We start from the raw sequence: 25,150 nt of genomic DNA on the forward strand, positions 1-25,150 counted from the left end.
GTCAGTCGATCACGCGCAGCTCGCGCGTGACCGTGGTGCGGGCCGCCAGCTGGTCGTCGGGCGGATAGTCCACACCGACCAAGGTGAGGCCGTGCGGCGGCGCGGCGGCGAAGTCGCTCGACCGCCGGGAGGCTGTGAGCAGGCCCGCGCACCAACCGGCGTCGCGCCGGCCCTCGCCCACCGCGAGCAGCGCGCCGACCAATGAGCGCACCATCGACCAGCAGAAGGCGTCGGCGGTGACGTGGGCGGTGATCAGGTCACCGTCGCGAATCCACTCCAGCCGCTGCAGTTCGCGGATCGTGGTGGCGCCCTCGCGGTGCCGGCAGAATGCGGCGAAGTCGTGCAGGCCGATCAGCGGCCGGGAGGCCACCGCCATCGCGTCGACGTCCAGCGCGCGCGGCCAAGCCGTCACGAACCGGGACAGCTGCGGCATCACCCCGTACCGGGCGGTCGACAGCCGGTAGGTGTAGTGCCGGCGCAGCGCCGAGAACCGGGCATCGAAACCATCTGCGGCGCGGGCGATCTCGAGCACCCGGACGTCGTCGGGCAGGAACCGGCCCAACCGGCGCACCAGCGGGCCGAACTCGGTCTCCCCCGGCGGGCTGCGACGCGGGTAGGCGTGCGACAGCGCCGCGGCGGGCACGTCGACGTGGCCGACCTGACCCGTGGCGTGCACTCCGGTGTCGGTGCGGCCGGCGGCTCGCATCACCACCGGCGTGCGGAACACCGTGGACAGCGCCTCGTCCAGCACACCGGCGACCGTGCGCTGACCGACCTGCGCCGCCCAGCCCGCGAAAGCGGTCCCGTCGTAGGCGATGTCGAGCCGAAGACGAACATGCCCGCCACCGGAGTCGATGGCGGGCATGTTCACAGCGTGTCTACTTGGCGTCGTCAGCCTTGCCGGCCTCGTCGGTCGGATCGTCGGTCTCCGTCGACCGGGATGCCTCGGCGGCGGTGGTGTCCTCCGCTTCGGGCAGCTCGGCCACCGCGTCCGCGGTGTCGGGTGCCTCCGGGGTCGAGGCGTCATCGGCCGTCGGGCCCTCGGTGGCCTCCGGCTCGACCGCGGCCTGCGGTGCTGCCGCCGCGGCCACCGGAGCGGCCTTGGACCCTGCCGACCGGCGCGCCCGGTTGGCCTCGGAGGTGACCGTGGTCTCCCGCACCAGCTCGATGACGGCCATCGGGGCGTTGTCGCCCTTGCGTGCCTCCACCTTGATGATCCGGGTGTAGCCACCGTTGCGATCGGCGAAGAACGGGCCGATCTCGGCGAACAGCGAGTGCACCACGTCCTTGTCGCGGATCTTCTTCATCACCTCACGCCGGTTGTGCAGCGTGCCCTTCTTGGCGTGGGTGATCAGCTTCTCCGCGTAGGGCCGCAACGCCCGCGCCTTCGGCTCGGTGGTCTTGATCCGGCCGTGCTCGAAAAGCGAGGTGGCCAGGTTGGCCAGCAGCGCCTTCTGGTGCGACGACGACCCGCCGAGGCGAGCGCCCTTCGTGGGCTTGGGCATGGCGACTATCTCCTAGATGGGGCCGGTCCCCGTATCAGGTAGGACCGGGACGAATTGACCTAGAGCTGTTCGGTTTCGGCGAAATCCTGGTCGGCGTCCAGGTCGTAGCCCGCGTCGCTGTTCCAGGTGCCGGTGGCGGCGTCGTAGCCGGCGACCTCCGACGGATCGAACGTGGCGGGGCTGTCCTTGAGCGAGAGACCCAGCTGGTGCAGCTTGATCTTCACCTCGTCGATGGACTTCTGGCCGAAGTTACGGATGTCCAGCAGATCGGACTCCGTGCGGGCGACGAGCTCACCCACCGTGTGCACACCCTCGCGCTTGAGGCAGTTGTAGGACCGCACCGTCAGGTCGAGGTCGTCGATCGGCAGCGCGAAGCTGGCGATGTGATCGGCCTCGGCCGGCGACGGCCCGATCTCGATGCCCTCGGCCTCCACGTTGAGTTCCCGTGCCAGACCGAACAACTCGACCAGCGTCTTACCGGCCGACGCCAGTGCGTCCCGCGGCGTGATCGAGTTCTTGGACTCGACGTCGAGGATCAGCTTGTCGAAGTCGGTGCGCTGCTCGACACGGGTGGCCTCCACCTTGTAGGTCACCTTGAGCACCGGCGAGTAGATCGAGTCGACCGGGATGCGGCCGATCTCGGCGCCCGACGCCTTGTTCTGCACGGCGGGGACGTAGCCACGGCCACGCTCGACGACGAGCTCGACCTCGAGCTTGCCCTTGTCGTTCAGGGTCGCGATGTGCATCTCGGGGTTGTGCACCGTCACACCGGCGGGCGGCACGATGTCACCCGCGGTGACCTCGCCCGGACCCTGCTTGCGCAGGTACATGGTCACCGGCTCGTCCTCCTCGGACGACACGACCAGGCCCTTGAGGTTCAGGATGATGTCGGTGACGTCTTCCTTGACACCCGGCACGGTGGTGAACTCGTGCAGCACACCGTCGATGCGGATGCTGGTGACCGCGGCGCCCGGAATGGACGACAGCAGCGTGCGCCGCAGCGAGTTGCCCAGCGTGTAGCCGAAGCCCGGCTCCAGCGGCTCGATGACGAACCGCGAACGGTTCTCGGCGACGGTCTCTTCGGACAGTGTGGGGCGCTGAGAAATCAGCATGGTGTTCTTCTATCTCCTTCTCGGCATCCGCTATTTGATGCCGGTCAGTGAACTGCGACGCCCGGGATCGGGCGTGCAGAGGTGTTACTTCGAGTAGAACTCGACGATGAGCTGCTCGGCGAGCGGCACATCGATCTGGGCCCGCTCGGGCAGCTGGTGCACCAGGATGCGCTGACGCTCGCCGACGACCTGCAGCCACGACGGGATCGGACGGTCACCCGCGGTCTCCCGCGCGATCACGAACGGATCGGTGTTCAGCGACTTGTCCTTGACGTCGATGATGTCGTACTGCGACACCCGGTAGCTCGGGATGTCGACCTTGACACCGTTGACGGTGAAGTGGCCGTGGCTGACGAGCTGACGCGCCATGCGGCGGGTCCGGGCGAGCCCGGCGCGGTACACGACGTTGTCGAGCCGGCTCTCCAGGATCTGGAGCAGGTTCTCGCCGGTCTTGCCCGCGACGCGGTTGGCCTCTTCGTAGTAGCGACGGAACTGCTTCTCCATCACGCCGTAGGTGAAGCGGGCCTTCTGCTTCTCCTGCAGCTGCTGGCGGTACTCGCTCTCCTTGATCCGCGCACGGCCGTGCTGGCCGGGCGGGTAGGGGCGCTTCTCGAAGGACTGATCTCCACCGACCAGGTCGACGCCGAGACGGCGGGACTTGCGGGTGGCGGGTCCGGTATAACGAGCCATTGGTCAGATCCCTTCTAGACCCGGCGCCGCTTGGGCGGACGGCAACCGTTGTGCGGCTGCGGCGTGACATCGGAAATGGCACCGACCTCGAGGCCGGCGGCCTGCAGGGATCGGATGGCGGTCTCGCGGCCCGAACCCGGACCCTTGACGAACACGTCGACCTTCTTCACACCGTGCTCCTGCGCCTTGCGGGCCGCGTTCTCGGCGGCCAGCTGAGCGGCGAACGGCGTCGACTTGCGCGACCCCTTGAAGCCGACGTGCCCCGACGACGCCCAGGCGATGACATTGCCCTGCGGATCGGTGATCGACACGATGGTGTTGTTGAACGTGCTCTTGATGTGCGCGGCGCCGTGCGGGACGTTCTTCTTTTCCCGGCGACGGGTCTTCTGGCCCTTCTTGGGGCCGGCCGCGGCCTTCTTTGCAGGTGGCATCGGGGGTTACCTGGCCTTCTTCTTGCCGGCGATGGTGCGCTTGGGGCCCTTGCGGGTACGCGCGTTGGTCTTGGTCCGCTGGCCGCGCACCGGCAGGCCGCGGCGGTGCCGCAGGCCCTGGTAGCAGCCGATCTCGATCTTGCGGCGGATGTCGGCCTGAACCTCGCGGCGCAGGTCGCCCTCCACCTTGATGTTGGCTTCGATGTAGTCGCGCAGCTGGGTGACCTGATCGTCGGTCAGGTCCTTCGTGCGGTGGTCGCGGTCGATACCAGTGGCCGACAGGATCTCCTGCGACTTGGTACGGCCGATGCCGTAGATGTAAGTGAGTGCGATCTCCATGCGCTTGTCGCGTGGGAGATCGACGCCCATCAATCGGGCCATGGGTGTGCCATTCCTTTTCTTGGCGGAGGTCTTTTCCCAGCCCGTTCCCTGCTACTGCCGACGAGTCGACGCTGTAGTAGGGGTCCGGCCTCCGACCGGACGTGATCGAGCGGCGTATCCGCTCGGTGGTGCTGGGAGGTCAGCATTCAGTTGTGAGGTACTGCGGCGCAGCTGTCGGGGCGTGTCAGCCCTGGCGCTGCTTGTGTCGCGGATCGGAGCAGATCACCATGACCCGCCCATGCCGGCGGATCACCCTGCACTTATCGCAAATGGGTTTGACGCTCGGGTTCACCTTCACGGCTTATCGATCCTTCTTCTGTCTCGGGCTTACTTGTAGCGGTAAACGATGCGGCCCCGGGACAGGTCGTAGGGAGACAGCTCCACCACGACGCGGTCCTCGGGCAGGATGCGGATGTAGTGCTGCCGCATCTTGCCGCTGATGTGGGCGAGCACCTTGTGTCCGTTCTCCAGCTCAATGCGGAACATCGCATTGGGCAGGGGTTCGACCACGCGGCCCTCGACCTCTATGGCACCGTCTTTCTTGGCCATGAGTTCTCGGAAGTCCTCCGTGTCCTGTCTTGGTATTGGCGCCGTTCGGCGCAGCAATCGAATCGACTACAACGTGAGCCAGTAGTCGGATATTCCGGAACAGGGGCACGCAAGAGTCGGCGCGGCTGCCGCACCGTTGGTCAATACTACCCGCTCGGCCGCCCGCCCCAAAATCGTCCGACCAGCGCCGCAGCCGCGCCTCGTGCGGCCGCAGCCGTTCATCGGCCGGTGCGACGACCATCCGTGCGTCGTCGCGACGCGAGCCTACGTCGTTCGCCGGTAATTGGTGTGCCAGACGTCTCCGCGGTCACCGAGAATGGACGATGATCACCCTGTTCATGTATTCGTCCGCCCGGAGGATCCCATGACCGCTGTGTACCTCGCGGCGTTCGTCGTCGGGGCTGTCGCGGTGCTGTCGGCGCTCTTGCTCGCCGAGGTGGGACACGGCGACGGGATGCCGTTCCTGAGCCTGACGGGGTTGTCGGCCGCAATTCTCGGGGCAGGCGCAGGCGGCCTGATCGGCACCTGGACCGGACTGCCCGCCGTCGGTTCCGCGGCAGCGGCCGGTGGCGCCGCCGTGGTCATGTACGGCCTGCTACAGGGCGTGCTGCTGCCCTACCTGCGCCGGCAGGAGGCCAACTCGCACCGCGGCCGGTCCTCCTACGTCGGCCTGCTCGGGACCGTCACCCTCGAGGTGCCTGCCGAGGGCTGGGGCGAGGTGTCGTTCGTCGACGCCGACGGCAACCGGGTGCGTTCCCGGGCCCGCACCGACGAGCCGACGGCGCTGCCCAAGTCCACCCAGGTCTACATCGCGGACGTCGACGCCGAGTACGTCCACGTCGTCGCCGTCCCCGATCTCGACCATCCGTCCGAAAGGTTCTGACCCATGTCCGTGCTGATGATCGTGATCGTCGCGGTGATCGCGGCCCTGCTGCTGTTCGTCGCGCTCCCGGTGATCTACGTGAAGAACTACATCAAGGTGCCGCCCAACGAGGTGGCCGTGTTCACCGGCCGCGGCACCCCGAAGGTGGTCCGTGGCGGCGCCCGATTCCGCGTGCCCGGCATCGAACGCGTCGACATCATGAGCCTCGAACCGTTCAACGTCAGCATCAATCTTCAGAACGCGTTGTCCAACAACGGCGTTCCGGTCAACGTCGAGGCGGTCGGCCTGGTCCGCATCGGCTCGTCGGAGGAGGCCGTGCAAACGGCGGTGCAGCGCTTCCTCACCTCGGACCTCAACGAGCTGCAGCGGCAGATCAACGAGATCCTGGCGGGCAGCCTGCGCGGCATCACCGCCACGATGACCGTCGAGGACCTCAACTCCAACCGCGACACCCTGGCGCGCAGCGTGGTCGACGAGGCAGGCGGTGACCTCGCCCGCATCGGCATGGAGGTCGACGTCCTCAAGATCGCCGGGATCTCCGACCGCAACGCCTACCTGGAATCCCTCGGCCAGCGCCGCATCGCCGAGGTCAAGCGCGACGCCGCCATCGGCACCGCCGAGGCCGAGCGCGACGCCCAGATCCAGTCGGCCAAGGCCCGCCAGGCCGGTTCGGTCGCCCAGGCCGAGGCCGACACCGCGATCGCATCCGCCAACCAGAAGCGCGACGTCGAACTGGCCCGCCTGCGCGCCCAGACCGAGGCCGAGAACGCCCAGGCCGACATGGCGGGACCGCTGGCCAACGCCCGCGCCCAGAAGGACGTCGGCATCGCCACCGAGCAGGCGGAGGCCGCTCGCGTCGAGGCCCGCATCGAGGTGGAGCAGCGCCGTGCCGAGCAGGCCCAGGCGGCGCTGCAGGCCGACGTCATCGCACCGGCCGAGGCGCAACGGGCGGCCGACATCGCCCGCGCCGAAGGCCAGCGCCGATCCACCATCCTGGGCGCCGAAGCCCAGGCCGAGGCCGCGGTGCGGGCCGGGCAGGCCGAGGCCGACGCCCGCAAGGCAGCGGCCGACGCGCTGCGCGTCGAGCGGCAGGCCGAGGCGGACAGCCTGCAGGCCAAGCTGGTCGCCGAGGCCGCGGGCAAGAAGGAGCTCGCCGACGCGCTGCGGGTCGAGCAGCTCGCCGAGGCGGCGGGCATCGAGGCCAAGCTGGTGGCCGAGGCGACCGGTAAGAAGGAGATCGCCGCCGCGCTCAACAACTACAGCGCGGACGCGGCCCGGCTGCTGATGCTGCCCGACGTGCTCGCGTCGGTCGTCAAGGCCACCGAAGCGGCCGCGATGCCGCTGGCCTCGGTCGACAGGTTGTCGATCATCGGCGGTTCATCGGACACCCAGGACGCGGTGAGCGGGCTGCTGGGCGTCAGCCCACTGGCTGTGGCCAAGATCGTCGAGTCGCTCAAGTCGTCGGGGATCGACGTGGCCGCGATGCTGAACCGCACGGGGTCGACCGACGTGGCCGGTTCCGACGGCCAACCGGCGCAGCCCAACTCCCATCCGGTCGCGCCGCCGGCGTCCTGACTTCCTGATCAGCCCGTCAGCGCGCCCGTCGGTTCCGCAGCGCCCGGCGGGAGGGCGGAGACCAGGCCGGACTGGATGAGCGCGTCAGTGACGAAGCGCTGCACCGGCCGGGACCGGAAGAACCCGGCGTGCCCGCCCCGGTACCACTCGATGTCCGGGCGTCCCCAGTGCTCCCAGAGGCGACTGACCTGCTTGCGCGGGTGGACGACCTGATCGGCGAGCCCGGCGTAGATGAACCGGCCCGCCGCTGGCACCTGCGGTTGCAGCGCCAGCGGCGAGATCATCCGGCCGAGCGGCGCTGCGAGCTCGATGGTGCGGCGGCGAGGGTCGTCGCGGCGCAGGCCCGAGTGGCGGCCCAACAGTTCGACGAGATCCGCGACGGGCACGCCGAGGACCGCGCAGACGAGGTCGTCGTCCAGGCTGGCCACCAGCGCGGAGATGAAGCCGCCCAGCGACATCCCGTACACACCGATCGGCGCGTCCGGCTGTTCGCGCCGGATCCACGACAGCAGGCTGCGGACGTCGTGGACGGCGTGGGCGGTCGCGTGGATGTCGTCGAGCACGTCCTCGCCCGGGAACACCGCGCCCTTCGGCAGCCCCGCCGCCCGGGGACCGTGCATGGGCAGCACCGGCAACATGACGTTCAGGCCGAGCGTCTCATGCAGGTACCAGGCCCGGAACAACGCCAGATCGATTGCGGCGCGACCCATTTCGGTACCGTGCACGCACATCAGCCACGGCCGCGGGTCAGGATGCCGCAGCATCAACCCGTAGCCCCGCGACATCGCCCGGTAACCCAGCCAGCGATCGCCACCGGGTTCACCGGGCAACGGCCGGTATCCACTCTGCCAACGCAGTCGCGCATACGAGCGGTTGCGCCGCCGCACCGGGCTGACCTCCACGTCGGTCAGCGGCTCGGGCGCAGCGAAGTACCGCTCGGGCTCGTCGAGCAGTCCGCGCTCACCGTAGAACTCGAGTGCCGCCTCGACTTCGCCGTTGATGCGCTCGAATCCGAGCGCGCCGCTGACGGGTCGGCGTGCCCGCAGCCCGAGTAGGACGACCTCGTCGCGGAACGCCTCGGCGGCGAGGGCGACGGTGGGACGCGCGATCGGCATCTGGTCCGGACCGTCGCCGAGGTAGTCACGCCAGGACTTCGCGTAGTAGCCGCCGGTGCGGGTCAGCGGCGCCAGCACGGTGCGCAGCGGCCCCGATCCGGGCAACCGCGGCACGACAGAGCGGCCCGACTCCCGTCCGGCCTCATCGTCGTTGCGTGATCCCATGCGATAGAAGGTAGCCACGCAGGCGAGAAGTATCCGGGAGGCCTTGCTCACAAGCGCCGCAAACCATGACATGGCTCTCGATTCATCACGCCGGGGGTGACCCCCGGTCACCGGACTCCTGTGCGCGCCGATAGGCGGCGACGGCGGTCGGCAGGGTCATGAACAGCTTGTCCGTCCCGACCGCGTCGATCATCCCCGCGGCGTCGAGGGGGTCACGCAGGTCCTGCTTCAGCCGTGCCAGCGCGAACACGATGCCACGGCGTTCGCATTCCGATCGAAGCTGTTCGAGCGCGTCGATCGCGGTCATGTCGATTTCGACATTGGCCTCGACGTTGAGCACGAACCAGCGCACCGGTGACGCGGATCGGTCTATCGCGTCGAGCGCCCGCCGCCGAAAATCTTCGGCATTGGCGAAGCACAGGGGCGCGTCGTAGCGGTAGACGAGCAAGCCGGGGATCAGCGTCGCTTCCGGATAGTCGTCGACGTCGTGCATCCCTGCAACGCCCGGCACGATTCCCAGAACGCTGTCGTGGGCGTGCGCGAGACGCCGAAGCAGATCGAGGATGGTCAACGCAACGGCAACGAGTACCCCCTGCAGCACTCCCAGGAGAACCACCGACAGCGCCGTCGCCAGCGCGAGGATGCACTCGCTGCGTCGGAACCGGGCCAAGCGACGGAATTCGCCGACGTCGACCAGTTTTACCGCCGCGTAGACGACCAGGGCGCCCAGTGCGGCAGCCGGGATGGTCGCCAGCGCCCCGGTGCCGACGAGGACCGCGACGATCACGACCGCCAACACCACCAGCGAATACATCTGCGTTTTCGCGCCGGATGCCACGCCCAGCGCGGTTCGGCTGCCGCTCGAGCTCACCGGGAAGCCGTGCATCAGGCTCACCGCGAGATTCGACGATCCCAGTGCGCGCAGCTCGGCGTTCGCGTCGATGTCATCGCCGGTTCGGGAGGCGAACGCCCGGGCGGTCAAGACGTTGTCGGAGAACGCCACCACCGCGATCCCCACGGCGGGCACCAGGAGCGCGCGCAGATCCAGGGCCGACACCGCGGGCAGACCGGGTGCCGGCAGGCCGCCGGGGACCATGCCCACCAGATCGATACCGTGCCGCGACAGCGAAAGGAGTCCCACCGCCACAGACGCTGCGGCCACCCCGATGAGTGGGCCGGGCAGCCGGGGCGCCCACCGCCCCAGAGCCGACACCGAAGCCAGTACTGCGATGCTCAAGATCACCGTCGGCCAGTGCCAGTGGGCGGCGCTGCCGAAGAACTCGCGGACCTGTTCGACGACGGCATCGCCAAATAGCGGGGTCCCCGACAGCCGGCCCAGTTGCCCGGCCACCATGGCCAGGGCGATCCCGCAGAGGTAGCCGACGAGGACTGGTTTCGAGAGCAGGTTCGCCAGATAGCCCAGCCGCAGGAAGCCCGCGATCAGACAAATCACACCGACCAGAATCGCCAGCGCCGCCGCACAGCCGGCGTAACGTGCTGGATCTCCCGCGCCCGCCACGGGGAGCAGCACGACCGCCGTCATCAGCGCCGTCGTCGACTCGGGGCCAACCGACAGTTGACGCGACGACCCCATCACGGCGTAGACAGCCAGAGGCGGTAGCGCCGCCCAGAGCCCCACCACGGGGTTCAGGCCGGCGAGCGTGGCGTAGGCCAGCGACTGGGGGATGAGATATGCCGAGACGCTCAGGCCGGCCTGTACGTCGCCACGAAGATCGGATCTGCGATAGGCACGAAGATGCGCCAGGCCCGGTAACCAAGGTGCCCAGGCGATAGTGCGAGCGAGGTTCAGATTTCTCAACCGACCGGGCATGCCAGCGACTCGCAGGACCGGGTTGTGTCCGAGTCGGCTGGCATCTGGGAGCGCATCAGGCGCAGTGTCTTGTTGAGCGTGAGCGGAATCAGATGCGCGGTCACGGTGGCGCGTTCGAGCAGGTCGCTGTACACGCGCGACACCAGGTCCTGGACCGCAGTCCTGTCCCAGTTCGGGTACCTGGCGCACACGGCGTCGACCACGCCGGTCAGTTCGTCTCTGACGAGCCGCGACGGGAGCGCGGCGACCGGGCGAACAACATCGGTCGAGACGGCGTCAACGATCACTGTGGTCACCTTCCCAAGGCCGCCGTCGGGCAGCCTCAGACTGACGCTAGGTCAACGTGATCGGCCCGTGCAGGGCCGAAATGCCTCTCGATCCGGGTCACCGCCGTCCAGGCAGGGGCCGATCGGCCCTGTCGGCGTGGACGTTCGCCGCGCTGTAGTCGACGTAGCGTCTCGGACCGATGGCGCCGCGTAAAGGAATCGGAGACGACCATGACCGCCGTTCACCCACAGGCCGATCTGACCGACATGCCGCTCCGCGATCGCCTGTGCGTGGTGGGGATTGACCACTTTGGACGATTCGGGTTCGACCAGTCGCTGCTCGAGCTGTCGATCGCCGCCGACGTCGATGTTTCGACACTCACCGAGATGTTCGGCTCCGTCGAGGGGATGCGCCGTGCGTGCGACGACTTCCTGATGTCGTCGATCCGGCGGTCGAAGACCGACGCTTTGACGTCACGTGATCCCGGCTCGTGGCTGGCTCAGCTGAAGAACATCGAGTCCTATGCCCCCATGCTCACCTACCTCATCCGGAGCTTGGAGGACGGCGAGCGGATTGGTCACACTCTGCTGCAACAGATGTCCGAGAACGCCGAAGAATATCTCGAGGCCGCGGTACGTGCCGGCACGGTGAAATCGTCGCACGACACCAGCGGGCGTGCCCGTCTGGTGGTGATGTTCGGCGCCGGCGGATTCCTGCTGTACCGGCGCATGCACCAGTCACCCGACGACATGGGCGCGGTGCTGCGGGACTACGCACGCGACCTGGTCATGCCGGCGCTCGAGATGTACACCTACGGTCTGATGACCGACGACAACATGTATCAGGCATTTCTCGCGGCCGCCGCCAATTCTGAGCGCTGAGCTCGGTCCACTCTTCGGCGGTGGCGTATCGCGGGGCTGGTCAGTCCCGGACCACCAGAATTGAGCAGTAGTTCGGATATCCGAGGATGTCGTGACAATTCGGCGACGTCGGTCCGCCCAACCCTTTGCCCTCCCGACGTCCGACGACGGCGAGTTTCGTGGGCCTGGATGCGTGAGTGTGGGCGTATCCCGTCGCCGAGCCGGCCGCGACCGTTTCCACATGAACGTCGGGGTAGCGCCGCACCCAGCTGTCCACACGCCGGTCGATCTGCACCACGTCCGTCCGGCGGATCCTGCCCTCCTGCATCGCATGACGCACGACCGCGTCGTTGTCGGGTTCGTCGTCTAGCACGACGGCGATCACCCCGTCTTCCGGTGCGAGCAGATGATTCTCGTGACGGATGATGGCCACCGGACAGTGGGCGCTCTCAGCGAGCGCGGTCGATACCGCCCCCACTGCGCTGCCGGGTCCACGTCCGCCGGCGCCGACACACACCATCGCCGCAGAGCGAGATTCCTCGGCCAGAACGTGCAGTGGGTCCCCGCGCAGCACGGAGCTCACGACCGAGATCGATGACGCCGCACTCGCGGTGATCAGTTCGAGGTCGGCCAGCGCGTCCGCAAGGCAATCGTGAGTCGGCGGCCGCCGGGAATCGTCCACCACGTGGATGAGCCGCAACGGGGCCTCCAGGGCGAGCGCTTCGGTCGCCGCCCAGGCGACAGCGCTTCGGGCATCAAGGGATCCGTCAAGTCCCACCAGGACCGGGCCAAGTGGATCGTTCATCATCGGCGCCCTTCTCATCGTCTCAGCCGGAGCCTATCGACACGGGTGCCCTGCATACCGGGGCCGATGGTCACCTCTCGAAGGGACTTCGTGCGGCAGGAATGCGCCCACTCGCCACAGTCCCTCCCGATTCGGGACTTACGTCTCTGTCGGGCGACCCGCGTTCTGCTGCATCGTCGATGAAGTGAGGACGATCGAAAGGGCGACGACTGTGACGAGCCATGGACCCGACCACGAGGCGATCCACGCCGCGCTTTCGCTCGCGATGCGCGCGCCGTCGATTCACAACTCCCAGCCGTGGCGTTGGCGGGTGGGTGAGCAGAGCCTGCACCTCTACGCGGAGCGCTCGCTGCATCTCGAGCACACCGACCCGGATGCCCGCGATCTGGTCCTCAGCTGCGGCACCGCACTCAATCACTGCGCCGTCGCGCTGGCCGCGTTGGGCTGGCAGCCACGGATTCACCGGATGCCCAACCCCGCGGATCCTCTACACCTGGCGTCGCTCGAGCTGCACCGACACACACCGACCGATGCCGACATCGCGTTGGCCGCCGCCATCCCCCGGCGACGCACCGATCGGCGGATCTACAGTTCCTGGCCGGTATCCATCGGCGACGTCGCGCTGATGGGCGCCCGTGCCGCTCGCACAGGAGTCACCATGCGTCGCGTCGAAACTTCTCCGCAGTTCAGAGCGCTTCTGGCGCAGGCAGTCTGGCAGCATGTCAACGACGCCGAATATCTCGCGGAGCTGACGACGTGGAGTGGTCGCTATGCGTCGATCGCAGGGGTGCCGGCCCGCAGCGTGCCCGAGTCGAACCCGGCGGCGGCGGTGCCCGGTCGGCTGTTCGCCGGCGCAGGCCTCGAGCAGCCTCATGACGCGGCGCCGAACGACGACAACGCCGTTCTGCTCGCCCTCGGTACCGCCACGGACGATACGCCGGCACGGCTTCGCGCCGGTGAGGCCATGAGTCTGGTGCTGCTCACCGCGACCGCTCTGGGTCTGGCCAGCTGCCCCGTCACCGAGCCACTCGAGATCACCGCCACCCGCGACGCCGTCCAGACCGACGTTTTTGGGGCGAGTGCGTTTCCTCAAGCGCTGGTTCGGGTCGGCTGGGCGCCGCTGAACGCCGATCCGCTGCCAGCGACACCCCGCCGCCCGTTGCATGACGTGGTGTCCTGGCTGGACGGAATGCCTTTCGAGTGACGGCTATTCGTGCTGGACGAGGTCGGCGACAATCGAGAGTTCGGGTCCATCCCGGTGCGTGCTGCTGACCCAGCCCGCATCGTTCAGGACCCGGAGCATGTCGAAGTTCTCCGCCAGGACATCCGCGGTGAAGTGTCGCAGACCGTGGGCTCGGGCGATGCGACCCAGTTCGCGCAGCAGGATGGTGCCCACGCCGCGCTGGTGCTGGCCGTGCGCGACGAGGACCGCAACCTCGGCATCACCGGGCCGGTCGGATTCGATGTAACCCGAGACGCCGATCAGCGTTCCGTCCTGGTATGCACCGAGGGTGTAATGGCCCGGAGATTGGTCGACGAGCGAATCGGCCCACTCGTCGAGGTAGCGCGGATGGGCAGTGAAGAATCGCAGATAGATCTCCCGCTCGCTGAGCGTCGCTGTCAGCATGAGGATCGCGTCCCGGTCCGGTGGTGTCAGCCGGCGCATCGTGATGGCGCTGCCGTCGAGGAGGGTCGCCGTGACAGTGCCCTCTGGCGCCTGTCGCATCTCTACCACGCTAGCGGGCGACGAGCACGGAGCACTGTGCATGGGCGGTCGTCACGGGACAGGCCTGAGTCCGGGCCCACCGGACGGCGTCGAGTACCGCGTCGGATCCGTCCACACCGACCACGACGGGTCTGCGGTCTGTCGTTGTCAATGTTCATTCCTATCGATGTCAAAGCAGCTCGCCACTGAAGGTAGACCGTGGGCGACTGAGGCGCCGGAGGCGTTGGACCCACCGGCCGGAGGACTTTGGTCACGACGACGACACAGGCGACGGCGACCGGGTCGCTGCTGACAGAAGGCCCGGCGACAAGGGACATCCGGCTCTCGCCGTCGGCCAGGCGCACGGCGGATGATGCGAAGCAACCTGATCACCGGCATCAATCGAATCCGGGAGGATTGACGATGTACGACGAGTCGCCGTTGCCCTCGGTCGATGGATTCACCCGTGTCTTCGGCCGAAATCCTCTGATCCGGGCCGTAGACCGAATTGAACCGGTGGCGGTGCTGGTGCTCGCCGTGCTGTCGTTCGGCTTCATCGCGATCGCCGGCGCAGTGGGCACGGACGTGTACGACACGAAGTCCCGCGAGTACGCGGATGAGGCGAAGAGCAGCCACCTCCTCACTGCCACGGTTGTCGAGGACAGCAGGGTGGTCGTGCTACCCAACAGCCTGGCTCACGTCGCAGCGGTCCGATGGAACGCCGCGGGCAGCAATCACACGGACGATATCCCGTCGCCGAGGAGGCTGAAGTCCGGTGAGACGGTGACCATCTGGGTCGATGCCCGCGGTGACCGGATCCAGGGGCCCCCGACGAACGAGCGGGCCGCCGGTGAGGCCATCGGCATCGCGGTCCTGCTGTGGTTCGGCGTGCTCGGCGTCGCCGGCGTCACCCTACTCGTGCTCCACCGGCGGCTCGACACGGTCCGCTGTGCCCGTTGGGAACGCGAGCTGGAGACCCTGACCGACGACGGCGGTCGCGCCAGCCGACGGCCCTGACACCGGAGCCAACGAACATCGCGGCCCCGACCGTCAACAGGCACATCGATCGGCGATGTGCCTTCACGCATGAGGAGATGACATGTCCGACAACACAACAGATCACGGGATCATCGTCGGTGTCGACGGGTCGCCGGCGGCCAAGGTGGCGGTCGACTGGGCGGCCCGCGACGCCGCCTTGCACAACGTTCCTCTGACCTTGGTGCACGCCCGGCAGGGCGTCGACGTGAACATGTGGCTCGACGTGCCGGTGTCCGAGGACTTCTGGCGGTTCGCCGAGCAGCACAGTCGAGACATCCTCGCCGATGCGAAGACGGTGGCCGAAGCCGCCATGGCCGGCGGGGACACTGTCGCCATCGAGGAACGCGCCGTCGCGGGCAACGTGGTGTCGACGCTGGTCGACCTCTCCAAGGATGCTCAGATGGTGGTGGTCGGCAGCCGGGGCATGGGCAAGGTGGGCCGGGTACTGCTGGGGTCGGTCAGTTCCGGACTGGTGCATCATGCGCACTGCCCGGTCGCCGTGATCCATGACGAAGACCCACTGATGCCACATCCCGACCGGGCGCCGGTGGTGGTCGGTATCGACGGCTCTCCGGCATCGGAGCGTGCCACCGCGATCGCGTTCGACGAGGCGTCGAGACGCGGTATCGATCTGGTTGCGGTGCACGCCTGGACTGATCCGGCCTGCTACGCCCTCCCGGACGCGGCGTTCGCCGCCGTCGAACCGCGCGCCGAGGTGCTTGCCGAGCGACTCGCGGGCTGGCAGGAGCGCTACCCCGACGTCGACGTGAAGCGGGTTCTCGTCCACGACCACCCGGCGCATCAACTGCTCGAACAGTCGGAAGCAGCGCAACTCGTGGTCGTCGGCAGCAACGGCCGTGGCGGCTTCGCCGGAATGGTGCTCGGGTCAATCAGCTCGGCCGTGGTTCAGTCCGCTCGTATGCCGGTGATTGTGGCGCGGGCGTCCTGACGGCCCGACCGCCAGGCTTCACGTCAGCGGCGCCGACCACAGCAGGACGGTGCCTCCGCCGTCCGCAGGTCCGATCGTGCAGTGGCCGCCGGACTCCTCGGCGCGGCGGCGCAGGTTCGCCAATCCACTCTCGGTGAGGGGACCCTCGAAGCCGGAACCGTTGTCGACGACCTCGATGCGCAGATCGTCCTCCACCTTGACCAGCACGGTGAGTTCGGTTGCGCCCGAGTGCCGCACCGCGTTGCTCACCGCCTCGCGCACCACCGCCTCGGCATGGTCGGCGAGTTCGTGGCCCACCACCGACAGTGGGCCGACGTACTGCACGGTGGTCCGTAACTCCGCAATCGCGAACTGGGCGACGGTCTCGTCCAGCCGTTGCCGCAGCCGGGTGCCGCCCGGCGCACCGCCGTGCAGGTCGAAGATGGCGGTGCGGATCTCCTGGATGACGTTCTGGAGATCGTCCACGCACTCGGTGAGCCGGCTCTGCACTTCGGGGACCCGGGCTCGGGGGATGGTGCCCTGCAGGGCGAGGCCGACGGCGAACAACCGTTGGATCACGTGGTCGTGGAGGTCGCGCGCGATGCGGTCCCGGTCGGTCAGCACATCGAGCTCGTGGATCTGGCGCTGAGCGGTGGCGAGCTGCCACGCCAGGGCGGCCTGATCGACGAAGGCGCCGATCATCTCCAACTGCTCGACGGTGAACGCCTGCCTGCCCGCTCGGCGCAGCAGCACGGCCACCCCGACCACCGTGTCGGTGGTCCGCATCGGTAGGACGAGTGCCGGCCCGGCATCGTCGATGACGTCGATCTGCCCGTCGATGGCGTGCACCAGACGCGGCGTCCGCGTCCGGAACGCCTCGCCGATCACGGTGCCGGCCACGGATATGGGTGCCGCGTCCGCCGCGTCCAGCCGGGTGTGGCCCGTCGCTTCGACGATCATGAGCTGTTCGACGTCGCTCAGCGGCGCCTCTACATCCGAGGGCACGGCGACGAAGGCAACGTCGGCGTCGATCAGCTTGAGCGACTCCTCCGCTACCAGGCGGAACACCCGGCCCGGATCGGCGCCGCCGAGCAGTTCGGTGCCGATGTCCCGGGTGGCCTCGATCCAGGCCTGCCTCGTGCGGGACTGCTCGAAGAGCCGGGCGTTGTCGATGGCGATGCCGGCCGCGGCGGCCAGCGCCTGGGTCAGAACTACGTCGTCTTCGCTGAACGGCAGGCCGGAAGCTTTCTCCGTCAGGTAGAGGTTGCCGTACACCTCGTCGCGGATGCGGATCGGCACGCCAAGGAAGGCGCCCATCGGCGGATGATTAGCCGGGAAGCCGACCGACGCCGGATGGTCGTGGATGTTCGTCAGCCGGATCGGCTGCGGATCGTCGATGAGCACGCCGAGCACACCCCGCCCTTGAGGCAGCGGACCGATCTTCTTCCTCGTCGGCTCGTCGATACCCTCGTAGATGAACTCGATCAGTTCGTGGTCGTGACCGCGCACGCCGAGTGCGCCGTACCGCGCGTCGATGAGTTCGATCGCCGTGTGCACGATCGTCTTCAGGGTGGCGTCCAGATCGAGACCGGCGGTGACGATGAGCATCGCGTCGACCAGGCCGTCCAACCGGTCGCGGTTCTCGACGATCTCCTCGACGCGGTCACGCACCTCGCCCAGCAATTCGCGCAGCCGTAACTGCGACAACGTCTCTCGGATCGGCCGGACTCCGCGGTCACCAGCAGGGGGCGTATCCGCCATCCGGCCAGTGTCCCACCGCACGTTCGACAGCGACACGTATCCGAGAAACGAACGATCAGTCGTCGGTGGGGCGCTGCGGGCGGTCGAGTTTCGACACGAACACGGCTGCCTGCGTGCGGCGTTCCATTCCCAGCTTCGCCAGCAGCCGCGACACGTAGTTCTTCACCGTCTTTTCCGCCAGGAACATCCGCGCGGCGATCTGCTTGTTCGTGAGCCCCTCCCCGAGCAAATCGAGCAGCACCCGCTCCTGATCGCTCAGCCCGGACAGCGGATCCGCGCGTTCCGCGTTGCCTCGGAGCTTGGCCATCAGCGCCGCCGCGGCCCGGTTGTCGAGCAGCGAGCGGCCCGCGCCCACCTCCTTGATCGCCTTCGCCAGCTCCATACCCTTGATGTCCTTAACGACGTAGCCGCTCGCACCGGCCAGGATCGCGTCGAGCATCGCTTCGTCGGACGTGAACGACGTGAGCATCAGGCACCTCAGGTCCGGCAGCCGGGACAGCAGCTCACGGCAGAGTTCGATGCCGTTGCCGTCGGGCAGCCGCACGTCGAGCACCGCGACATCGGGGTTCAGTGCCGGGATACGGGCCAGCGCCTCGGAGACCGATCCGGCCTCTCCGATCACGTCCAGCTCGGGGTCGGCGCTGAGGAGATCGATCAGACCGCGGCGGACCACTTCGTGGTCGTCGACGAGGAACACGGAGACCATGGCCGCCCTCTCGGGTGTGGGGGTGGAGCCGACTGCCGGAATTGACTGTCCTTCAGACAGTATGCCCAGCGTCACAGGGCGCCGTGCCGTTCGCAGATCAACACGGAGCAGTCGGTGTCGTGCAGTGCGGCGTGTGCGGCGGGCCCGGCCACCTCTGCCAAGCCGGAGCGCCGCTCCTGGGCCACCACGATCAGTTGAATCCGATCGGCATGCGCGGCAAGATAATTGATCGTCGTACCGCGGGCCGCCACCGCCTCGACCTGCAGATCGGGATGCAACCGGCGCGACCGTCCCAGTCGCTGCTCCAAATGCGCCCGGGTCAGCCGGTTGATGTCCGCGACCGCGCGCGGGTCGTGGATGTCGGTGTAGCGGGCCTGCCACGTGGTGAGCACCCGCACCGGAGCCCTGCGCAGGTCGGCTTCCTCGAGCGCGCGTTCGAGCACCCTGGTGCTTCCCGGGGAGTCATCGACCTCAGCGACCACCCAGCCGGGGCTTCGCGGCGTCGGGTCGTGGTGCCGGATGATGGCGACCTCGCAGTGCGCGGTTCGCGCGAGGGACGCTGCGACCGAACCGACGCGCCGTCCCGTGATGTGGTCCCGCCCGAGCGCGCCGAGGCACACCATGGTGGCCGACCGGGATGCCGCCGTCAGCGCATGTTCGGGACGGTCCTGGACGATCTGCACCTCGACCTTGACCGGCTGCTCCAGCGACTCCACCGCCATCACCGCCTCCTGCACCGCGACCTCGGCGGTGGCGAGGTCGCGGGCCGCCTGATGGGGGTCCGGCAGCGACGTCCGTGGAGTCACGGCGTACAACAGCCGCAACGGGATGTCGCGGCTGACCGCCTCGTCGACCGCCCACAGCGCGGCGGTCACCGCCGCGCACGAGCCGTCGATGCCGACGACCACCGCCGGGGACGGCATCGGCCGGTCATGATTCATGGTTTCTCCTACGTTCGCGTGATCGTTGCGTCGACGGTATTGGCGGACGAGGCCACTCGTTTAGAGCCGAAGGTCCCCGCTGAGGCGACGGTGGTCCCCTGCTGCAACGTCTTGAAGGGCGTACTCACCGGCGGATCTCCAGCACGTCGCTCAGGTGGCGCCGGGGTGTCGGCGGCGGGGTGTCGTCGAGCGCCGGCGTCACCCCGATCCGGATGAGCACCTGCGGGTTCTCACGGCCGACCAGCGTGGCGATGATGTCCCGGCTGACCGCGACCTCTGTGAGATGACTCAACGTGCATGTCGCCATTCCCGCCATCGTCGCCTCGAGCAGGATCTGCGACAACGTCTCTCCGCAACCGAGCACGTCGCGTCTGCTGTCACCATGTGCGGAGATCACCAGCACCGTCGACCGGTCCTCCGGCACGCTCAGCCGCCGCTCCCGGTGGTGGTTGCTCGCCGGGAAGACGCGACCGACGTCGACTCGATCACTTTCGGCTGTCGACACCAGCGAACCATTGGGTATGCCGTCTGCGCCCCCGAAGGACCCGGTCCACCACTCGAGTTCGGCGTGATAGTCCGAGTCGTAGAGCCGCAGCGACTCACTGAGTCTGGAGGCCTCGGCGAGCCGGGGACGCGCGGTGTCCGCGACGACGTCGAGCATGGCCACCGACTCATCGATTGCGCTGCGCAGCAACGTCTCCAGCGATTCCCAATTCGGCGGCGGACCGAAGGGCAGCCGGTCGGTGCGGCGCCGCAGGATGGCGCCGGCGCGCAGTCGGTGCGCCTCGGTCGCATAGGACATCGGGGAGAAGTCGATCGACGCCAGGTGGGTGCTGTCGTTGGGGTTCGGGTACCGGTCGACGTGGCTGATCCAGCCGCTGGCCGCCAAGCTGACCCGGAGGTGGTCGAGCACCGCACCACAACTCAGCAGCGCTTCCCGGCCGGACCGGTCGGTCGCCACCAGCCGGCCGGCGTCGAGGAACAGCTGCAACCCGTCACGGTCGGCGACCCAGCGCCACGGCTGGCTGTTGTGCACCGACGGCGCCCGGCACGCCAGTTCAACGGCGTCCTCGAGTACCCCGATCTCTGGTTGTGTTCGCATGCTGTTCGGCCTTCCTCTGCCCGCTTTGCCTCACGGTGACCGCCGGCGATCGCCGAGCGGAAGGGTCCTTTGTCCCCTTGTGCGGGGGAGGTGACTTTCGGCCTCGGTGACTCGGGACCTTCCGACCGGGTGAGGGGTCCGATGGCCGCTGCGGTCCGTTACGCGACGGCACGAACATCGACTCATGACGACGACGCCCACGACGGCGGTCACCCCGGCCCGCGCCGACCCGCCCGAACCCGCCACCGATGCCGATGCCGATGCCGATGCCGATGCCGATGCCGAGATTCACGAAACCCACACCGGCGTCGTCGTCCTGCTCGGCGCTGAGGCGTTCAAGATCAAGAAGCCGGTGGTCACGGATTTCCTCGATTTCAGCACGCCCGAACGACGCGAAAAGGTCTGTGCCCGAGAAGTCGAACTCAACAGGCGGATGGCGCCGGACAGCTACCTTGGTGTGGCGCATCTCGATGTCCCCGGTCGAGCGGTGGCCGAGCCGATCATCGTGATGCGGCGTTATCCCGATCGACAACGGCTGCGGGCGATCGTCCTGTGCGGCGAGCCGGCGGAGCCCCACCTCGCGGCCCTGGCAGGAATCTTGGCGCGCTTCCACGCCGGTGCCGGTCGGTCCGACACCATCGACGCCTGTGCGACCGTGCTGCAGACCCGGAAGCGCTGGCAGGAGAATCTCGCAGAACTCACCCGCTACACCGACTCGATCCTCTCCCGGGGCACCGTCGACGAGGTCAGGCGGCTGTCCATGCGCTACCTCGACGGGCGTGCCGAGTTGTTCGCCGGCCGCATCCGGGCGCGCCGCATTGTCGACGGCCACGGCGACTTGTCGACCGACGATGTCTTCTGCACGGCAGACGGCCCGGTGCCGCTGGACTGCCTCGAATTCGATGATCAGCTGCGGTTCGTCGACGGCGTCGACGATGCCGCTTTCCTCGCGATGGATCTCGAGTTCCTGGGCCGGCGGGAGCTGGCCGAGTACTTCCTCGACTGTTATCTCGAACGGGCCGGCGACACGCCGCCACGCTCGCTGATCGACTTCTACATCGCCTACCGGGCCGTCGTGCGCGCCAAGGTGGACTGCATCCGGGTGCGTCAGGGCCGCACTGGCTCCGCAGCCGACGCCCGGTGGCACCTCGACCTCGCCGCGAGGCATCTGCGTGCGGCGAATGTGCGGCTCGTCATCGTCGGCGGCGGCCCCGGTACGGGCAAGACCACCCTGTCGAAGGCGCTCGGCCAGTCGAGCGGGGCGCGGGTGATCTCCACCGACGATGTTCGCCACGAACTCCAGCAGGCCGGGGCGATCGGCGGACAGGCCGGTGATCTCGACGTCGGCTTGTACGCACCGGGTAATGTGACAGCCGTCTACGAGGCGGTGCTACGCCGCGCGAGCGATCTACTGTCGCAGGGCGAGTCGGTGATTCTCGACGGAACCTGGCGCGACCCCGAGCAGCGAGTCAGAGCACGACGGGTCGCCGAGCGAACATCAGCCACGTTCACCGAATTCGCCTGCGGTACAGAACTATCGACGGCACAGCACCGCATCACGCAACGCGGTCCGACGACCTCGGATGCCACACCGCAGCTCGCAGAACAGCTCGCCGGACGAGCCTGGCCCGGCGCGCACACGGTCGACACCGGCAGACCGCTGGCTGAGTCCGTCGCCGAAGCGCAACAGATCTGCTGTCTGGCGATCTGACCGCAACACGAATCAGGAGCAATTGCAATGCACGCCATGGTCTATCACGGTCCCGGACGGCGCTCGTGGGAAGAGGTTCCCGACCCGGCGATCAAGGACGCGACCGACGTGATCGTGCGTGTCGAGGCGGTCACGATCTGCGGCACCGACCTGCACATCCTCAAAGGCGACGTGCCGGAGGTGTCGACGGGCCGAATCCTGGGCCACGAGGCGGTCGGCACCGTGGTCGAGACCGGCGCGGCGGTGGCCAAGCTCACCGTCGGTGACCGCGTGCTCGTGTCGTGCATCTCCGCCTGCGGCAGCTGCCGGTACTGCCGCGACGGTCAGTACGGACAGTGCCTCGGCGGTGGCGGCTGGATTCTCGGCCATCTCATCGACGGCACCCAAGCCGAGTACGTCCGTGTGCCGTTCGCCGACAACTCCACACACAGGATCCCCGCCGGGGTGACCGATGACCAGATGGTGATGCTCGCCGACATCCTGCCCACGTCCTACGAGGTCGGCGTGCTCAACGCGGGGGTTCGCCCCGGCGACGTGGTGGCCATCGTCGGCGCCGGCCCCATCGGGCTGGCCGCGGTGCTCACCGCCCGCCTCTACAGCCCGTCACACATCGTCGTGATCGACGTGGCCCAGAGTCGCCTCGACGCGGCGAAGCGGCTGGGCGCCGATGTGGTGGTCGATTCGGCATCGCAGGATGCACGGGCCGTCATCGACGACCTGACCGGCGGCCTCGGCGCCGACGTGGCGATGGAAGCGGTCGGCGTGCCCGCGACCTTCGAGCAGGCCGTCACACTGGTGCGTCCCGGCGGACATGTGGCCAACATCGGCGTGCACGGCGCGCCGGCCACACTTCACCTCGAGGACATCTGGATCAAGAACCTCACCATCACGACCGGTCTGGTGGACACCCATTCCACGCCGAGGCTGATCGCGCTGATGGCCGCCCACCAGATCGACACCTCACCGATGATCACCCACCACTTCGGCTTGGACGAGTTCGACCTGGCCTACGACGTCTTCAGCAGGCCCGCCGACACCGGCGCACTAAAGGTGCTGCTGACCGCGCCCACCACACCCCACCCCGAGAAGTAGACCAGCGCAAAGGATTAGCCATGCCCGAGAACACGCTCCCGATCGTCGTGGGAATCGACGGATCCGACGGCAGTCTGCGCGCCGTACAGTGGGCGGCGGCTGTCGCCACCCGCCGCGGCTCGCCACTGCATCTGCTGCACTCCACCTCCACGGCCGGGCATTTCATCTCCGATGCCGCAATCATCGCCATCAAGGCGGCCGCCGCCGCCGACCACCACGCGGCTGCGGAGAAGTTCCTGACGATCGCCCGAGACACTGTCGCGGAGCGCTTCCCGGACCTCACCGTCGACGTCGAGGTGGTGTCCGAGCCCGCGGATCAGGCGCTGATCCGGCTCAGCCGTACCGCCGGATTGATCGTCGTCGGTTGCGACGACGTGAACCGTGCCGTGGCGCTGTTGCTGGGATCGACGTCGCTCGCCGTGTCGACGCACGCGCAGTGCCCGGCGGTGGTGTGGCGTGACGTCCCGCAACCCAGCAAGGCACCGGTGGTGGTGGGCGTCGACGGCACGGCGGCCGGAACAGCTGCGCTCGCATCCGCTTTCGATTTCGCGGACCTTTTCGGCGCCCCGGTCAGGGCGGTGCACAGCTGGTCGACCGGCTTGGGGGGTGACCAGGTGACCTTCCCCTACCTGATCGACTGGGCGGCGATAGAGACCGCGGAATGGGCGCTTCTCCGTGCCGCGGTGAAGCCGTGGCAGCAGCGATACCCGCGGGTGCGCGTCGAGTATTTCGTCGAGGTCGGTAAACCGAGCAGTGTGCTGCTCGACCGCTGCACCGATGCGCAGCTCGTCGTGGTCGGTGATCACCGCACCAACGTCGTGTCGGCGACGTTGCTCGGGTCGACGAGCCTGAACTTGTTACACCACAGCTTCGTTCCCGTGGTGGTCTGCCGTCCCGAGAAGGGGTCGTGACCCTACCGGTGGTGGTCGGTGTCGACGGCTCGGGCGCGGCATTGGAAGCCGCGTTGTGGGCAGTCGACGAGGCGGTGAGGTCGAGCTATGACAGCCCCCGCTGAGTCCGCACCCGTGACGAGGGAGATCCTCGGCCCCTCCGACCGGGCGCTCTCGCACGCCTCGTCGCGGGTACCGATCGCGCCACGCGATGCGCCGGTCTCCGACGTGCTCGACGCCATGCGTGGTCGGCAGTTCGACTCCGCCGCTGCGGTTGCGGTCGTCGACGGCGAGCGGCTGGCAGGCGTCGTGACCATCGAGCGGATGTTCGGTGCAGCCGAGGGGGCCCGCGTGTGCGACGTGATGGACCCCACGACGCCGGTGGTGGCCCCGGACACCGATCAGGAGCATGCGGCCTGGCGCGCTCTGCAGCGCGCGGAGCCCGGCCTCGCGGTCGTCGACGCCGACGGACGCTTCCGTGGCCTGGTGTCGCCGCAAGAACTGCTCAGGGTTCTGTTGCAGGAGCACGATGAAGACTTGGCGCGGCTGGGTGGCTTCGTGGCGGGCGTCGAGTCGGCGCGGTCGACGAGTGTCGAATCGGTGAGAAGGCGGTTGTGGCACCGGCTTCCCTGGCTGCTGCTCGGTCTGCTCGGCGCCATGGCATCGGCCGTCCTGATGACGGCCTTCGAAGACCAGCTCACGGCGAACCTTGCGGTGGCGTACTTCCTGCCGGGCATCGTGTACCTCGCCGACGCCGTCGGAACGCAGACCGAGACGTTGGCGATCCGCGGGCTGTCCGTCGACATCGGCATCCGCCGAATTGCGGGTCGCGAAGCCCTCACCGGCCTGCTGATGGGCGTCGTCCTCGGCGGCCTCATCATGCCGGTGGCGACCTTGATGACGGGCGACGCGGCGCTCGCGCTTGCGGTTTCCATCGCCGTGGTCGGCGCCAGCACCGTGGCCACCGTCGTGGCGCTTGTGCTGCCGTGGGTACTGAACCGCCTCGGCAAGGACCCGGCCTTCGGTTCCGGCCCGCTGGCCACCGTGGTCCAGGATCTGCTGTCCATCGTCCTCTACTTCGGTGCAGTGGCCCTGCTGCTCGGATGA

General features: G+C 68.2%; 27 protein-coding genes. 10 read left to right on the forward strand and 17 right to left on the reverse strand.

The window, feature by feature from the left end; translation table 11 throughout:
* Position 1: 1 nt before the first annotated feature.
* The 8 genes from truA to infA all read right to left on the reverse strand — a co-directional run bounded on the left by truA (position 2) and on the right by infA (position 4,668).
* Positions 2 to 865 (reverse strand): tRNA pseudouridine(38-40) synthase TruA, encoded by an 864-nt coding sequence (gene truA, locus AB0K11_RS04035; protein ID WP_364972456.1) that lies wholly within the window; start codon positions 863 to 865, stop codon positions 2 to 4.
* Between the two features lie 13 nt (positions 866 to 878).
* On the reverse strand, positions 879 to 1,505 hold the full coding sequence (gene rplQ, locus AB0K11_RS04040; RefSeq protein ID WP_364972459.1) for a 50S ribosomal protein L17: 627 nt from the start codon (positions 1,503 to 1,505) through the stop codon (positions 879 to 881).
* 59 nt (positions 1,506 to 1,564) lie between these two features.
* Complete coding sequence (locus AB0K11_RS04045; RefSeq protein WP_364972462.1) at positions 1,565 to 2,617, reverse strand: DNA-directed RNA polymerase subunit alpha; 1,053 nt, start codon at positions 2,615 to 2,617, stop codon at positions 1,565 to 1,567.
* An 84-nt stretch (positions 2,618 to 2,701) separates the two neighbouring features.
* On the reverse strand, positions 2,702 to 3,307 hold the full coding sequence (gene rpsD, locus AB0K11_RS04050) for a 30S ribosomal protein S4 (protein ID WP_269893769.1): 606 nt from the start codon (positions 3,305 to 3,307) through the stop codon (positions 2,702 to 2,704).
* Between the two features lie 14 nt (positions 3,308 to 3,321).
* Positions 3,322 to 3,738, reverse strand: a complete 417-nt coding sequence (gene rpsK, locus AB0K11_RS04055) for a 30S ribosomal protein S11 (RefSeq protein WP_264011143.1) — start codon at positions 3,736 to 3,738, stop codon at positions 3,322 to 3,324.
* Positions 3,739 to 3,744: 6 nt separating this feature from the next.
* Entirely contained in the window at positions 3,745 to 4,119 is a 375-nt protein-coding gene (gene rpsM / locus AB0K11_RS04060) for a 30S ribosomal protein S13 (protein WP_264011142.1), read from the reverse strand.
* A gap of 184 nt (positions 4,120 to 4,303) precedes the next feature.
* Positions 4,304 to 4,417, reverse strand: coding sequence for a 50S ribosomal protein L36 (gene rpmJ / locus AB0K11_RS04065; RefSeq protein ID WP_003879483.1), 114 nt, complete (start codon positions 4,415 to 4,417; stop codon positions 4,304 to 4,306).
* A gap of 29 nt (positions 4,418 to 4,446) precedes the next feature.
* Complete coding sequence (gene infA, locus AB0K11_RS04070; protein WP_003418601.1) at positions 4,447 to 4,668, reverse strand: translation initiation factor IF-1; 222 nt, start codon at positions 4,666 to 4,668, stop codon at positions 4,447 to 4,449.
* Between the two features lie 364 nt (positions 4,669 to 5,032).
* Here infA and AB0K11_RS04075 point away from each other — a divergent pair, with 364 nt between their 5' ends.
* Together AB0K11_RS04075 and AB0K11_RS04080 are read left to right on the forward strand one after the other, a co-directional pair.
* Entirely contained in the window at positions 5,033 to 5,551 is a 519-nt protein-coding gene (locus AB0K11_RS04075) for a hypothetical protein (protein WP_364972468.1), read from the forward strand.
* Positions 5,552 to 5,554: 3 nt separating this feature from the next.
* Positions 5,555 to 7,126, forward strand: a complete 1,572-nt coding sequence (locus AB0K11_RS04080; protein ID WP_364972471.1) for an SPFH domain-containing protein — start codon at positions 5,555 to 5,557, stop codon at positions 7,124 to 7,126.
* 8 nt (positions 7,127 to 7,134) lie between these two features.
* On the opposite strand, the gene AB0K11_RS04085 is transcribed toward AB0K11_RS04080, so the two are convergent.
* From AB0K11_RS04085 to AB0K11_RS04095, 3 genes are all read right to left on the reverse strand, one after another.
* Positions 7,135 to 8,406, reverse strand: a complete 1,272-nt coding sequence (locus AB0K11_RS04085) for a hypothetical protein (RefSeq protein ID WP_364972473.1) — start codon at positions 8,404 to 8,406, stop codon at positions 7,135 to 7,137.
* An 85-nt stretch (positions 8,407 to 8,491) separates the two neighbouring features.
* Positions 8,492 to 10,237 carry a sulfate permease gene (gene sulP, locus AB0K11_RS04090; RefSeq protein ID WP_364972476.1) on the reverse strand — a complete coding sequence of 582 codons (1,746 nt, stop codon included), beginning with the start codon at positions 10,235 to 10,237 and terminating at the stop codon, positions 8,492 to 8,494.
* Positions 10,222 to 10,524, reverse strand: coding sequence for a hypothetical protein (locus AB0K11_RS04095; RefSeq protein WP_364972479.1), 303 nt, complete (start codon positions 10,522 to 10,524; stop codon positions 10,222 to 10,224). Before AB0K11_RS04095 ends, sulP begins: the two co-directional genes overlap by 16 nt.
* Positions 10,525 to 10,770: 246 nt before the next feature.
* Between AB0K11_RS04095 and AB0K11_RS04100 the strand changes: the two genes are divergently transcribed.
* Positions 10,771 to 11,385 (forward strand): TetR/AcrR family transcriptional regulator, encoded by a 615-nt coding sequence (locus AB0K11_RS04100; protein ID WP_364973716.1) that lies wholly within the window; start codon positions 10,771 to 10,773, stop codon positions 11,383 to 11,385.
* Positions 11,386 to 11,425: 40 nt separating this feature from the next.
* On the opposite strand, the gene AB0K11_RS04105 is transcribed toward AB0K11_RS04100, so the two are convergent.
* Positions 11,426 to 12,169, reverse strand: coding sequence for a universal stress protein (locus AB0K11_RS04105; protein ID WP_364972481.1), 744 nt, complete (start codon positions 12,167 to 12,169; stop codon positions 11,426 to 11,428).
* 211 nt (positions 12,170 to 12,380) lie between these two features.
* Between AB0K11_RS04105 and AB0K11_RS04110 the strand changes: the two genes are divergently transcribed.
* On the forward strand, positions 12,381 to 13,373 hold the full coding sequence (locus AB0K11_RS04110; RefSeq protein ID WP_364972484.1) for an NAD(P)H nitroreductase: 993 nt from the start codon (positions 12,381 to 12,383) through the stop codon (positions 13,371 to 13,373).
* A 3-nt stretch (positions 13,374 to 13,376) separates the two neighbouring features.
* Here the strand turns inward: AB0K11_RS04110 and AB0K11_RS04115 are convergent, their stop codons facing one another.
* Positions 13,377 to 13,895: a GNAT family N-acetyltransferase gene (locus AB0K11_RS04115; RefSeq protein ID WP_364972487.1), complete on the reverse strand. Its 519-nt coding sequence runs from the start codon at positions 13,893 to 13,895 to the stop codon at positions 13,377 to 13,379.
* A 495-nt stretch (positions 13,896 to 14,390) separates the two neighbouring features.
* On the opposite strand from AB0K11_RS04115, the gene AB0K11_RS04120 reads away from it, so the two are divergent.
* Both AB0K11_RS04120 and AB0K11_RS04125 read left to right on the forward strand, forming a co-directional pair.
* Entirely contained in the window at positions 14,391 to 14,891 is a 501-nt protein-coding gene (locus AB0K11_RS04120) for a hypothetical protein (protein ID WP_364972489.1), read from the forward strand.
* Positions 14,892 to 14,973: 82 nt separating this feature from the next.
* A complete protein-coding gene (locus AB0K11_RS04125) occupies positions 14,974 to 15,861 on the forward strand; it encodes a universal stress protein (RefSeq protein WP_364972492.1) in 888 nt (295 codons plus the stop codon).
* 18 nt (positions 15,862 to 15,879) lie between these two features.
* Here AB0K11_RS04125 and AB0K11_RS04130 read toward each other — a convergent pair whose 3' ends face one another.
* From AB0K11_RS04130 to AB0K11_RS04145, 4 genes are all read right to left on the reverse strand, one after another.
* The gene (locus AB0K11_RS04130; protein ID WP_364972494.1) at positions 15,880 to 17,601 is read right to left on the reverse strand and encodes a GAF domain-containing sensor histidine kinase; all 1,722 of its coding nucleotides are present in this window, start codon (positions 17,599 to 17,601) and stop codon (positions 15,880 to 15,882) included.
* Positions 17,602 to 17,656: 55 nt separating this feature from the next.
* Positions 17,657 to 18,307, reverse strand: a complete 651-nt coding sequence (locus AB0K11_RS04135) for a response regulator transcription factor (protein WP_364972497.1) — start codon at positions 18,305 to 18,307, stop codon at positions 17,657 to 17,659.
* Between the two features lie 71 nt (positions 18,308 to 18,378).
* Positions 18,379 to 19,248 (reverse strand): universal stress protein, encoded by an 870-nt coding sequence (locus AB0K11_RS04140; RefSeq protein WP_364972500.1) that lies wholly within the window; start codon positions 19,246 to 19,248, stop codon positions 18,379 to 18,381.
* Positions 19,249 to 19,372: 124 nt separating this feature from the next.
* The gene (locus AB0K11_RS04145) at positions 19,373 to 20,350 is read right to left on the reverse strand and encodes an NAD(P)H nitroreductase (RefSeq protein ID WP_364972502.1); all 978 of its coding nucleotides are present in this window, start codon (positions 20,348 to 20,350) and stop codon (positions 19,373 to 19,375) included.
* Positions 20,351 to 20,534: 184 nt separating this feature from the next.
* Between AB0K11_RS04145 and AB0K11_RS04150 the strand changes: the two genes are divergently transcribed.
* The 4 genes from AB0K11_RS04150 to AB0K11_RS04165 all read left to right on the forward strand — a co-directional run bounded on the left by AB0K11_RS04150 (position 20,535) and on the right by AB0K11_RS04165 (position 25,150).
* Positions 20,535 to 22,061: an AAA family ATPase gene (locus AB0K11_RS04150; RefSeq protein WP_364972504.1), complete on the forward strand. Its 1,527-nt coding sequence runs from the start codon at positions 20,535 to 20,537 to the stop codon at positions 22,059 to 22,061.
* Positions 22,062 to 22,088: 27 nt separating this feature from the next.
* On the forward strand, positions 22,089 to 23,153 hold the full coding sequence (locus AB0K11_RS04155; protein WP_364972507.1) for a zinc-dependent alcohol dehydrogenase family protein: 1,065 nt from the start codon (positions 22,089 to 22,091) through the stop codon (positions 23,151 to 23,153).
* A gap of 20 nt (positions 23,154 to 23,173) precedes the next feature.
* Positions 23,174 to 24,064, forward strand: a complete 891-nt coding sequence (locus AB0K11_RS04160; RefSeq protein ID WP_364972510.1) for a universal stress protein — start codon at positions 23,174 to 23,176, stop codon at positions 24,062 to 24,064.
* A gap of 87 nt (positions 24,065 to 24,151) precedes the next feature.
* Complete coding sequence (locus AB0K11_RS04165) at positions 24,152 to 25,150, forward strand: magnesium transporter (protein WP_364972517.1); 999 nt, start codon at positions 24,152 to 24,154, stop codon at positions 25,148 to 25,150.

The sequence above is a fragment of the Mycobacterium sp. NPDC050551 genome (assembly GCF_040674075.1).
Taxonomy (GTDB): Bacteria; Actinomycetota; Actinomycetes; order Mycobacteriales; family Mycobacteriaceae; genus Mycobacterium.